Here is an 11,197-nt window from a genome sequence, read left to right as displayed (position 1 = left end):
TCAGGGCATAGGGGCGGGCTAGTCTTCGGATGTGGTCATGCGTGCGCCCCTGAACACCCTCCATGTCGCTGTCCTGATGGGCGGCCTGTCGTCGGAACGCGAGGTCTCGCTGTCCTCGGGTCGCGGTTGCGCGGACGCCCTGGAAGGGCAGGCGGCCAAGGTCACGCGCGTCGACGCCGGGCGCGATCTCGCCCAGGTGCTGACGGCGTTGAAGCCGGACGTCGTCTTCAACGCCCTGCACGGCAAATGGGGCGAGGACGGCTGCGTCCAGGGCATCCTCGAGACGCTGAAGCTGCCCTATACCCATTCCGGCGTCCTGGCCTCGGCCCTGGCGATGGATAAGGACAAGTCCAAGGCCGTTCTGCACGCGGCGGGCGTCATCGTGCCGGGCGGCGGCCTGTTCGACCGGCATGAGGTCGCCAGCCGCCACGTCATCGACCCGCCCTATGTGGTCAAGCCGAACGCCGAGGGCTCGTCCGTCGGCGTCTTCCTGGTGCGCGAGGGCGCCAACCGTCCGGTCGCCGAGGTCGGCGCCGAGGACTGGGCCTATGGCGACCAGGTCATGGTCGAACCCTTCATCCCCGGCAAGGAGCTGGCGGTGGCCGTCGTGGGCGAGGCATCCGGCCCGCGCGCCCTGACCATCACCGACATCACCCCGACCAAGGGCTTCTACGACTACGAGGCCAAATACGCGCCCGGCGGCTCGCGCCACGTCCTGCCCGCCGAGCTGCCGCCGCACGTCTTTGACAAGGCTTTACGTCAGGCCGAGCTGGCCCACGCGGCCATGGGGTGCCGAGGCGTGTCCAGGGCCGACTTCCGTTATGACGATGTTAACGACGTTCTCGTTCTGTTGGAGGTGAACACCCAGCCCGGCATGACCCCGACCTCGCTCGTTCCCGAGCAGGCGGCCTTCGTCGGTATGGATTATCGCGAACTGGTTCGTTGGATGGTGGAGGACGCCTCATGCCCGCGGTAGTGCGCGGCGGTCGGCGACAGTCTTCGGCCAAGGGCGGCGCGCGCGGCGCTCCGTCCGGCCGCGCGGCCGAGATCGGCCGTCTGGACATGTCTCCGCGCGTTGTGGCGGCGACCCTGGTGGTGGGCGTCGGCATATTGGCGGCCGTGCTGGCCACGGGCGCGAGGGCCGAGCGCATCTCGACGGCCGTCTCCGAACGCTTTGACTCGGTCACGACCGGCATGGGTCTGAAGGTGCGTCAGGTTCACGTCACCGGCGCCTCGCCCGAGGCCGCCGTCGCCGTGCGCGCCGCCGTCGGCGTCCATGCCGACCAGCCCATCGTCAGCCTCGATCTGGCCGCCGTGCGCGAACGTGTGCAGTCGGTTGGCTGGGTCAAGGAGGCGCGCGTGGTGCGCCTGCTGCCCGACACCCTGATCGTCGACGTCAAGGAACACGACCGCCTCGCCGTCTGGCAGGTGGGCGGCAAGGCGCACGTCATCGACGCGCAAGGGATCGTCATTCCCGGCGCCGACGCGGGCCGCTATCCCCGACTGCCGCTGGTGGTGGGAAAGGGCGCGGATCAGGCCGCCTCCGACGTCCTGCCCCTGCTGGCCCAGCGCCCGCGTCTGATGGCCAAGGTGGACGCCCTGGTCCGCGTGGACGAACGCCGCTGGGATCTGCGCCTCAAGGACGGCGCCCTGATCCAGTTGCCCGCCGTGGATCAGGAATCCGCCCTCATCCGCCTTGACGCCCTGGACCAGCGCGAACGCCTGCTGGACCTGGGCTTCGCCCGTATCGACCTTCGCACGCCGGAAGAAGTGGCCGTTCGCCCTTCCGAAGGCGCCGCTTGACCCTCTGACCCCTTAGGACACGACCCCATGGTTGGACGCAGCCGAGACATGAAGCCGGAACAGGGCAGGGGCGCGCCGCGCGCGCCGGTCGTGGCCGCGCTCGATCTCGGCCAGGCCAAGGTCGCCTGCTTCATCATGAAGCCCGACGGTGTGCGACACGCCGACCGCACCATCCGCGTGGCCGGCGCCGGCCACGTCCAGTCGCGCGGCGTCAAGGGCGGGGCCATCGTCAACATGGACGAGACGGCCCAGGCCATCGGCCACGCCGTCGAACGCGCCGAGCGCGCGGCGGGCGCTCCTGTCTCCGGCGTCGTCGTCACCACGGCCATCGGCCAGATGGCCAGCCACCGGGTGCAGGCGCGCGTCTCGCTCGGCTCACACCCGATTAGCGACGCGGATCTGGCCCGCGCCATCGGCATGGCCCTGGCGCAGATCCGCCTGCCCAACCGTCGTCCGATCCACGTCCTGCCCATCGCCTGGTCGGTGGACGGGGCGCGCGGCGTCCATGACCCGCGCTCAATGCGCGGCGGCTCGCTGGGGCTGGACCTGCTGGTCGTCTCCATGTCCGAGGGCTCGTTCAACGCTCTCAGCCACTGCCTCGAGCTGGCCCATCTGGACCTTCAGGGCGTGGCCGCCGCGCCCGTCGTCTCCTCCCTCGCCGCGCTGGAGGAGGATGAGATGGAACTGGGCGCTCTGTGCATCGACATGGGCGGCGGCTCGACCTCGGCGGCGGTGTGGGGCGGGCGCTCCCTGCTGCACATCGAGAGCCTGAACGTCGGCGGCGACCATGTGACCGCCGACATCGCGCGCGGCCTGTCGACCTCCCGCGTCGGCGCCGAGCGGCTGAAGACCCTCCACGGCTCGGCCATGGCCAGCGCCAACGAAGACCGCGAGATGCTCGAAGCCCCGCCGCGCGGCGAGGACGCCTCGGCTGGCCCCGTCATCGTCCCGCGCGCCATGCTCAAGACCGTCATCGCCCCGCGCGTCGAAGAAACGCTGGAGCTGCTGCGCGACCGCCTGAAACACGCAGGCATGGGCCTCGAGCCCGGCGCGGGCCTCGTCCTGACCGGCGGCGCCAGCCAGCTGAACGGCGTGCGCGAACTGGCCGTACGCGTCTTCGACCGCCCGGTCCGTCTGGGCCGCCCGCAACGCGCGCCCCACCTGGCCGACGCCGCCGCCGGCCCGGCCTTCTGCTCGGCCGCGGGCGTCCTGCTGCGCGCCGCCTACGGCCCGCGCGAGGCGGTCTCGGCCCGCAAGCTGATGTCCCGCCAGATCACCGCCGCCGACGCGCCCAAGGTGCATCGCGGCGGCATGGTGGCGCGCGCGGCTGGGTGGCTGCGGGATAATCTGTAGGCGCTTCAAAGGCGGGCGCGACATCGCCAATCTTTTTTCCGAGTCGGCCTGCAGCGGTGGTTGGCGTTGATGGACGAGACGCCGAAGGTGAGAGCGCGCGACCGAAGGCCGAGCGGAAGAGGGCCGAAATCTATAAAAACTGCGGCCTAGCTTGCTGTAGGGCCTGCCGCCTTCGCCGACTCACGTTAATCATGGTAACTCTTCGTTAACGCAGACAGGGTTTTCCTTAACGCGCTCATAACCAATGCGATTCGGCGGGGAGTTCGCATCGGGGACGAAGGGCAGGGTCCTTAGGTCGGAATTTTATAATGTCTCTCTCGCTGGTCAGGCCGGAAGCCACGGAATTGAAGCCCCGCATCGTCGTCTTCGGCGTAGGCGGAGCGGGCGGCAACGCCGTTAACAACATGATCGACTCCGGCCTTGAGGGCGTGGAGTTCGTCGTCGCCAACACCGACGCCCAGCACCTGAGCTTCGCCAAGACCGACCGTCGCATCCAGTTGGGCGAGACGATCACGCAAGGGCTGGGCGCGGGCGCCCACCCCGAAGTCGGCATGAACGCCGCCGAGGAGAGCGCGGACGAGATCCACGCGCACCTGGAAGGCGCGCACATGGTCTTCATCACCTGCGGCATGGGCGGCGGCACCGGCACCGGCGCGGCGCCGGTCATCGCCAAATGCGCGCGTGATCGCGGCATCCTGACCGTCGGCGTGGTGACCAAGCCCTTCACCTTCGAAGGCCGCCATCGGATGCGCCTGGCCGACGCTGGCGTGGCCGAGTTGCAGCGCTACGTCGACACCCTGATCGTCATTCCGAACCAGAACCTGTTCCGGGTCGCCAACGAGCGCACGACCTTCTCGGACGCCTTCGGCATGGCCGACCAGGTGCTGCATTCGGGCGTGCGTTCGATCACCGACCTGATGATCCTGCCGGGCCTGATCAACCTCGACTTCGCCGACGTCCGCGCCGTGATGAGCGAGATGGGCAAGGCCATGATGGGCACGGGCGAGGCCACGGGTGACGATCGCGCCCTGCTGGCGGCTCAGAACGCCATCGCCAACCCGTTGCTGGACGAGACCAGCCTGAAGGGCGCCAAGGCCGTGCTGGTGAACATCACCGGCGGCATGGACATGACCCTGCTGGAGGTCGACGAGGCCGCCAACGCCATCGCCGGCGAAGTGGACGGCGACGCCAACATCATCTTCGGCGCCGCCTTCGACCCGGCGCTGGACGGCAAGATCCGCGTCTCGGTCGTCGCCACCGGCATGGACGAGGCCGTCATCCAGCAGATCGAGCCGCAGGGCCAGGCCTTCGGCGGTCGCCCGGGCGGTCTGTCGGCCGCTGCGCCGCGTCAGCCGGAAGTCCGCATCGATCCGGTGCGTGAAGCCGCGTCGCAACCGGCGCCGACCCCGACCTATGAAGCCCCGGCCGCCCGCGCGCCCGAGCCGAAGGTCGAGGCCAAGCCCGAGCCGGTCATCCACGACGCGCCGCGCAACCTGGAGCCGATCGTCGATCCTTGGGTCGAGGAATATGAGCAGGGCGCCGGCCGCGCCCAGCCTGCGGCGTCTTCGGAGCAGGGCGACCTCTATTTCGACCGCGCTCCGCAGCGTCAGCAGCCTGCGCCGCAACAACCGGCCCAGCGTCCGGCCGCCCGTCATGAAGAGCCCGCCGAGGAGCCCTTCTACGACGAGCGCGATCATCGTCGCAGCGGCTGGAGCCTGTTCGGCCGCAAGCGTCAGCAGCCTCAACAACAACAGTCCTATGCGCCCCCGCCGTCGTCGAACCGCACGACCCAACAGTTGCGCCAGACGCAGTCGATGCAGCCTCAGCAGCAGGATCCGCAGGTGGGCCAGTCCGAGGATGACGACCTGGAGATCCCTTCCTTTCTCCGCCGTCTCGCGAACTGATCGGCCTAAAAAGTCCTGATAATGAAGCGCCCCGGAGCCGACCTCCGGGGCGTTTTTGCGTGTGGGCGGAAGGCATCGAGCTGTCGTCGAACCGAAACAATCCGAAACCCGACTTTCATTTCGGGCTTGAGCCCCGAGGCGTAAACGACAGGTGAGGCGAAGACCGTCCTGTTTGGGGCGGGTCGCGCAACAGAGAGTTTCCGAGTGACGGTCCGCAACGACCAATACGAACAGACCATCGTCGCCCCGGCCATCTGCGCCGGCGTCGGCGTGCACACCGGCCGCCGCGTGCGTCTGGTCGTGCGCCCGGCTGCGCCTGGCCACGGCATCGTCTTCGTGCGCACGGACGTCACCGACCGCGACAACCGCATCCCCGTCTCGGGCGAGGCGGTCGTGGACGCGCGCCTGAACACCATGATCGAGAACGCGGCGGGCGTGCGCCTGTCGACGATCGAGCACTTGATGGCCGCCCTGGCCGCCCTGGGCGTCTCCAACGCCGTGATCGAGGTGGACGGGCCGGAACTGCCGATCCTGGACGGCTCGGCGCTGCAGTTCGTGCAACTGCTGGACCGCGCGGGCTTCCGTCGTCAGGAAGCGCCCCAGACCTTTATCGAGATCCTGAAGCCGATCCGGGTGGAGGAGGGCGACAAGTCCGCCGTCCTTCTGCCCTGCGACCGCTATGAGATGCGCTTCGAGATCGACTTCCCCACGCCGGTCATCGGCAATCAGGTGGTGGACTTCGTCGTCGACGAGGCGAACTTCCGCTCGGACATCATGGCGGCCCGCACCTTCGGCTTCGCCCATGAGGTCGAGGCCCTGCGTCAGGCTGGTCTGGCCCGCGGCGGCTCGCTGGAGAACGCCGTGGTCATCGACGGCGACCAGATCCTGAACCCCGGCGGCCTGCGCATGGAGCGCGAGTTCGTGCGCCACAAGGCGCTGGACGCCATCGGCGACCTGTACGTCCTCGGCGCGCCGCTGCTGGGCCGCTACGAAGGCGTCAAGGCGGGCCACGCCCTGAACAACAAGCTGGTCCGCGCCCTGCTGGCCCAGCCGGATGCCTGGCGCGAGACGGTTCGCGTGCCCGACATGGCGATGGCGGGCTGAATTCTTCCTTCTCCCCTTGAGGGAGAAGGTGGCAGGCGGAGCCTGACGGATGAGGGGTGGCGACGCCCTGGCATCCAGATCGTCGCGTCGCCGTCCTCGCTAATTTTTAGATGCCGCGCTGACACCCCCCATCCGAGCGCCTCCGGCGCCCACCTTCTCCCACAAGGGGAGAAGGGTCAGCTTAGTGTAATCGCGCTGATCAACCGTCCGAAGTCCGGTTCGCCCGCCAGATAGGCGCGGCGGTTGGAGTAGAAACGATCCGCATCCGCGCGCGTGTCGTCGCCGGTCCAGGCGGCCTCGCCGACGCCCGCCTGCTCCAGCCGCCACAGGACGAAGCCGGGCAGGTCGAACTGGCGTTTATCGTCGGCTGCGCCGGGGGCGAAGAAGCGTTCGCTGCCGGGGTCGTGGTGGGCGAAGCGGTCCTGGTAGTCGGCGCCGACTTCGTATGAGTCCTGGGCGATGCAGGGTCCGACGACGGCGACGATGCGCGACGGCTCGGCCCCCAGGGCCTGCATGGCCGCGACAGTCGAGTGGATGACGCCGCCCAGGGCGCCCTTCCAGCCCGCGTGGGCGGCGCCGATGACGCCCGCCTCGGCGTCGGCGAACAGCACAGGGGCGCAGTCGGCGGTCAGGACGGTCAGCACGGGCCCCTTCACGCCCGCGACCACGGCGTCGCCCTCGGGGCGTTCTCCGGCCCAGCCGCTTTCGGCCACGCGGGCGACAGCGGAATGAACCTGATAGCAGCCGCACAGGTCGTCGGCGGCGCCGCCCATCCATTCGGCGACGCGGCGGCGGTTCTCGGCGACGCGGGCCGGGTCGTCCTTGGAGCCGACGCCTGCGTTCAGTCCGGCGTAGATGCCGTCCGATACGCCGCCCGCGCGGGTGAAGAAGCCGTGGCGCACCCCGGCCCTGGTCAGCAGCGGATGGGTGATGGGGTTCAGGCTCATTCGGCCCCCTCCAGTTCGAAACGGGCGGCGTCGATGGCGGCCTGAACGGCCTTGCGGGCCTGGGGGCTGTTCTTCCAGCAGGTCGAGCCGACGCTGGCGGCGGCTCCGGCGCAGACGACGGCCGCGTCGGCCTGGGCCAGACGGGCGAAGCCGCCGACGCTCAGTTCCTCCAGCCGCTGGATCACCTTGGGGCCGACGCCCTTGGTCGCCAGCAGGATCTGGCGCTCATGCTCGGTGAAGGTCATGGCCGCATCAGTCTCCATCATCGGGCGCGCCGCGTCAGAAGCCCGGCAGGGCCAGTGAATGGGGCGAGAAGATCGCCGTCGCCTTGAACAACTCGCCCATCTGATCCGGCGCGGTCAGGCGGTCCAGCTGGCGCTGGATGACCGGGGCGGCTTCGGGGCGTCCCTGCATCAACCGCTGGGCGCGGGCTTCGATCCCCAACGCCTTGAGGAAGGCGCCCTGACCGACGCAGCCGGTGACGTCGGCGCCGCCGCGCACGGCGGCCTCCAGCACCAGGGGGAAGTCGGCCCATTGCGTCAGGTCGGCCTCGCCCGGCGTGGACAGGGGATCGACCTTTTGATGCCGCCGCAGGGCCTGGAGCGTGTCGCCCGCCTCGGGTTTGCTGCGGCCGTAGTCGATCAGCAGGGCGGCGCCGGATGCGGCGCGGATCAGGCTGGCCAGATCGCGGCCGAAGGCGGCCTGCTGTTCCGAAATCTCGATGATCTGGCCCGGTTCGACGTCGAAGCCGGGCGTCTCGAAGCCATCGGCGATGGCGGTCAGGCCGAAGGTCAGTTCATTGTCGTCGGTGACGCCGATGCGGCGCTCGGCCCAGCCGCCTTCGGTCTTGATGAACTGGCGCGCGGGCAGGCAGTCCAGCACCTCATTGGCGATCAGGATGACCGGGGCGTCGGTCTCGATCTGGTGCAGGGCGCTGAGCCAGCGCGGATGCGCGTCGGCGTCGGCCAGCCGCCGGGCCTGTTCGGCGCGCAAGGGCGCGCTCGGCTCGATCAGGATCAGGTCGACCGCCTGCAGGAAGCCGGGAACCAGCCGCGCGGCGCGCAGCACGTCGGACATCAGCGTGCCGTCGCCGGGACCCACCTCGACCAGCCGCACCCGCTCGGGCGCGCCCAGACGGGTCCAGGTCTCGATCGCCCACAGGCCGATCAGTTCGCCGAACATCTGGCTGATCAGCGGGGCGGTGATGAAGTCGCCGCCTTCGCCCAGCGCCGGGCGGGTGGCGTAATAACCGCCCTTGGGGTCGTGCAGGCAGCGGGTGACGTAGTCCGCCACCGTCATCGGCCCGGTCAACACGATCTCGCGGACCAGCCGGTCCTTGAGCGTCTCCGCCATGATGGTCTTACGCCTCCGTGACGGCCGGCTTCTTCAGCGCCCGCCAGATCAGCCAGGCGCCGACCAGCATCATCGGGATCGACAGGATCATCCCCATGGTCAGGCCCAGCGGCAGGTTCTCCAGCCCGGCGTCGGGCTGGCGCACGTTCTCCAGCGCGGCGCGACAGACGCCGTAGCCCAGCAGGAACAGGCCGGTGACGAAGCCGGGGCGCTTGAACATCCGCCACTTCCAGATCGCCAGCGACAGGACGATGAACAGCAACAGCCCTTCCAGGCCCGCCTCATACAGTTGGCTGGGGTGGCGCGGCTCGTTGCCGGCGGGGCAGAAGCCGTACATCTGCTGGATGCGTTCGTTGCAGAAGCGGATGGCCCAGGGAACCGTCGTCTCGCGGCCCCACAGCTCGCCGTTGATGAAGTTGGCGATGCGGCCGAAGAACAGGCCGAGCGGCGCGACCGGGGCGATCAGGTCGCCCAGGCTGAGCGGGTTCACCTTCTGGCGCCGGGCGTAAAGGGCGATGGCGATGACCACGCCCAGGAAGCCGCCGTGGAAGCTCATGCCGCCGGTCCACAGCTGCAACAGCTCCAGTCGCTCGCCCCAGCTGTCGCCGGTGAAGAGTTGAGCGAACATCGCCGGCTTGTAGAAGAGGGCGTAGCCGAAACGCCCGCCCAGGATGACGCCCAGCGTGATCCACAGCACCAGGTCGTCCAGCTGCTGTCCGCCGACGGGCGACCGGCCCGGCGCCCACAGCCGCTCGGTCTTGGCCAGGCGTGAGGCGTACCACCAGCCCAGGACGATGCCGGCCACATAGGCCAGGGCGTACCAGCGGATGGGCAGGGGGCCGAGATGGATCAGGACGGGGTCGAATTCGGGAAAGGGCACGGGGCCTCCGTCTGCGCCTTCAGAAGTTGACCATCGTCTAGCAAGCGGGACTGCATTCGTCGCGCGCTTTTCCCGCGAAGCAGTCTATAGGCCGCAGGCAGGTAAGGTTTGGTTTACCCAAATCAATGCACCGTTAACCATGTCCGGGCCGATGGTCCGGGAGTTCTCAAGAGGCCGCCATGCAGACGCGCAATCCCCTCCTTGATGAGTTCGCCAAGCTGACGACCGGCGCCATGGGCCTGGCTCAGGCCGCGGGTGAAGAGGCCAAGGCTGCCTGGCGCGCCCAGGCCGACCGCTTCGTCGCCGAAATGGATCTGGTGCGCCGCGACGAGTTCGACGTGCTGAAGGACGAGATCGCCGCCCTGCGCGCCGAGATCGCGATGCTGAAGGCCGCTGCGCCTGCTCCGAAGAAGGCCGCCAAGGGATCGTCCACAGACGCCGCTTCAAGCCCGGATTCAGCCGGTTGAGCCGAATCTGCGAACACGCCTACCGTCTTCAAGGGCGCTCATCTGAGTCGCCGTCGTCGCTGAAGAGTTGAACGCCTGATGGATGCTGTGAGACCCGAAGAGGTCGACCTGCCCTTTGATCCGCTGGATGTGGTCGAGCACGTCCTGACGGCGGAGAACCTGCCGTTCGACCGCACGGACGAGGGCGATCTGGCCTTCGCCCTGGCCGGCGACTGGAAGGACTACGAACTCTGGTTCGCCTGGCGGCCCGAGGGCGACTGCCTTCAGCTGTGCCTGGCGCTGGACCTGCGGGTGGCCAAGACGCGCCGCGCGGCGGCCTATGAACTGGTCTCCATGATCAATCAGCGCACCTGGCTGGGCCATTTCGAGATCTGGCCGGATGAGGGCGAGATCGTCTTCCGTCACGCCCTAGCCCTGCCGCACACCGAGCGTCCGACCTTGGCTCAGGCCGCGTCCATGATCGACGCGGCGGTCGAGGCGGCGGACCGTTACTATCCGGCCTTCGACTTCATGGTGCGCGGCTCCAAGAAGCCGAAGGAGGCGATCGACGCCTGCCTGTTCGAGACCGTGGGCAACGCCTGATGAGCGGCGACGGACGTCCGGTCGTGCTTCAGGGCGTCGGGCGCCTGGGCTCGGCCATTCTGGAAGGTTGGCTGGCGACGGGCGCCGTCGATCCGGCCGATCTGATCATCCTGACGCCGTCCGAAAAGCCGGTCGCCGAGGCGGCGCGGGCGAAGGGCGCGCGGGTCAATCCGCCGCTGGAAGCGCTGGCCGACGCCCGCGCCTTCGTCATCGGCGTCAAGCCCGCCAAATGGCTGGAAGCCGCGCAGACCGTCCTGCCGCATCTGGCGGCGGACGCCGTGATCGTCTCGGTCATGGCCGGGGTGCGTGGCGAGACGATCTCTGAGGGCTACGACGGCCGCCCGGTCGTGCGCGTCATGCCGACGACCGGCGTGGCTCAGGCGCGCGGCGTGGCGACGTTGTGGTCGGCCGACGCGGAGGCTTTGAGCGTCGGGCAGTCGCTGTTCGAGCCGATCGCCGAGACGGTCCTGCTGGACGACGAGGCGCTGATGCACGCGGCGACGGCGGTGTCCGGCTGCGGCCCGGCCTATTTCTTCGCCTTCACGCGCGCCCTGGCCGAGGCCGGGGAGGCCGAGGGGCTGTCGCCTGAGGCGGCGGCGCGTCTGGCGCGCGCCACCCTGCGTTCGGCTGCGGCGGGCGTGTACGGCGACGAGGCGTTGAACGCCCTGATCGACCGCGTGGCCTCGCCGGGCGGCGTGACCCAGGCCGGTCTGATCGCCCTCAATGAAAACGGCGCCCTCGACCGTTCTGTCGAGAGCGCCGTGAAGGCGGCGGTCGCCAAGTCCAGCGAACTCAGCGGCTGAT

At 69.2% G+C, this 11,197-nt stretch carries 12 protein-coding genes; 8 read left to right on the top strand and 4 right to left on the bottom strand.

Annotated elements, in window-relative coordinates; genetic code table 11:
• The first annotated feature begins 37 nt into the window (after positions 1–37).
• The 5 genes from V8J38_RS13330 to lpxC all read left to right on the top strand — a co-directional run bounded on the left by V8J38_RS13330 (position 38) and on the right by lpxC (position 6,164).
• Positions 38–976: a D-alanine--D-alanine ligase gene (locus V8J38_RS13330; RefSeq protein WP_291778237.1), complete on the top strand. Its 939-nt coding sequence runs from the start codon at positions 38–40 to the stop codon at positions 974–976.
• Positions 964–1,803 carry a cell division protein FtsQ/DivIB gene (locus V8J38_RS13325; protein WP_338576315.1) on the top strand — a complete coding sequence of 280 codons (840 nt, stop codon included), beginning with the start codon at positions 964–966 and terminating at the stop codon, positions 1,801–1,803. The genes V8J38_RS13330 and V8J38_RS13325 overlap by 13 nt, the downstream gene beginning before the upstream one ends.
• A gap of 27 nt (positions 1,804–1,830) precedes the next feature.
• The gene (gene ftsA / locus V8J38_RS13320; RefSeq protein ID WP_291778244.1) at positions 1,831–3,156 is read left to right on the top strand and encodes a cell division protein FtsA; all 1,326 of its coding nucleotides are present in this window, start codon (positions 1,831–1,833) and stop codon (positions 3,154–3,156) included.
• A 308-nt stretch (positions 3,157–3,464) separates the two neighbouring features.
• Positions 3,465–5,060 carry a cell division protein FtsZ gene (gene ftsZ / locus V8J38_RS13315; protein WP_312218035.1) on the top strand — a complete coding sequence of 532 codons (1,596 nt, stop codon included), beginning with the start codon at positions 3,465–3,467 and terminating at the stop codon, positions 5,058–5,060.
• A gap of 204 nt (positions 5,061–5,264) precedes the next feature.
• Positions 5,265–6,164, top strand: a complete 900-nt coding sequence (lpxC, locus tag V8J38_RS13310) for a UDP-3-O-acyl-N-acetylglucosamine deacetylase (protein ID WP_338576311.1) — start codon at positions 5,265–5,267, stop codon at positions 6,162–6,164.
• A 176-nt stretch (positions 6,165–6,340) separates the two neighbouring features.
• Here lpxC and pgeF read toward each other — a convergent pair whose 3' ends face one another.
• Genes pgeF through lgt form a run of 4 tightly spaced genes read right to left on the bottom strand, consistent with a single transcriptional unit; the run spans position 6,341 to position 9,344 of the window.
• The gene (pgeF, locus tag V8J38_RS13305) at positions 6,341–7,111 is read right to left on the bottom strand and encodes a peptidoglycan editing factor PgeF (RefSeq protein WP_338576309.1); all 771 of its coding nucleotides are present in this window, start codon (positions 7,109–7,111) and stop codon (positions 6,341–6,343) included.
• Positions 7,108–7,377, bottom strand: a complete 270-nt coding sequence (locus V8J38_RS13300) for a helix-hairpin-helix domain-containing protein (RefSeq protein ID WP_291778257.1) — start codon at positions 7,375–7,377, stop codon at positions 7,108–7,110. Before V8J38_RS13300 ends, pgeF begins: the two co-directional genes overlap by 4 nt.
• A 13-nt stretch (positions 7,378–7,390) precedes the next feature.
• The gene (locus tag V8J38_RS13295; RefSeq protein WP_291778260.1) at positions 7,391–8,464 is read right to left on the bottom strand and encodes a class I SAM-dependent methyltransferase; all 1,074 of its coding nucleotides are present in this window, start codon (positions 8,462–8,464) and stop codon (positions 7,391–7,393) included.
• 7 nt (positions 8,465–8,471) lie between these two features.
• The gene (gene lgt / locus V8J38_RS13290) at positions 8,472–9,344 is read right to left on the bottom strand and encodes a prolipoprotein diacylglyceryl transferase (RefSeq protein ID WP_338576305.1); all 873 of its coding nucleotides are present in this window, start codon (positions 9,342–9,344) and stop codon (positions 8,472–8,474) included.
• 179 nt (positions 9,345–9,523) lie between these two features.
• Here lgt and V8J38_RS13285 point away from each other — a divergent pair, with 179 nt between their 5' ends.
• From V8J38_RS13285 to V8J38_RS13275, 3 genes are all read left to right on the top strand, one after another.
• Complete coding sequence (locus V8J38_RS13285; RefSeq protein ID WP_338576303.1) at positions 9,524–9,811, top strand: accessory factor UbiK family protein; 288 nt, start codon at positions 9,524–9,526, stop codon at positions 9,809–9,811.
• Positions 9,812–9,889: 78 nt separating this feature from the next.
• Positions 9,890–10,393, top strand: a complete 504-nt coding sequence (locus V8J38_RS13280) for a YbjN domain-containing protein (RefSeq protein ID WP_004370784.1) — start codon at positions 9,890–9,892, stop codon at positions 10,391–10,393.
• Entirely contained in the window at positions 10,393–11,196 is an 804-nt protein-coding gene (locus V8J38_RS13275) for a pyrroline-5-carboxylate reductase family protein (RefSeq protein ID WP_338576299.1), read from the top strand. The genes V8J38_RS13280 and V8J38_RS13275 overlap by 1 nt, the downstream gene beginning before the upstream one ends.
• Position 11,197 lies beyond the last annotated feature (1 nt).

It is taken from the genome of Brevundimonas olei (assembly GCF_037055245.1).
Taxonomy (GTDB): Bacteria; Pseudomonadota; Alphaproteobacteria; order Caulobacterales; family Caulobacteraceae; genus Brevundimonas; species Brevundimonas olei.
This window is presented reverse-complemented; position numbering and strand designations above follow the sequence as displayed.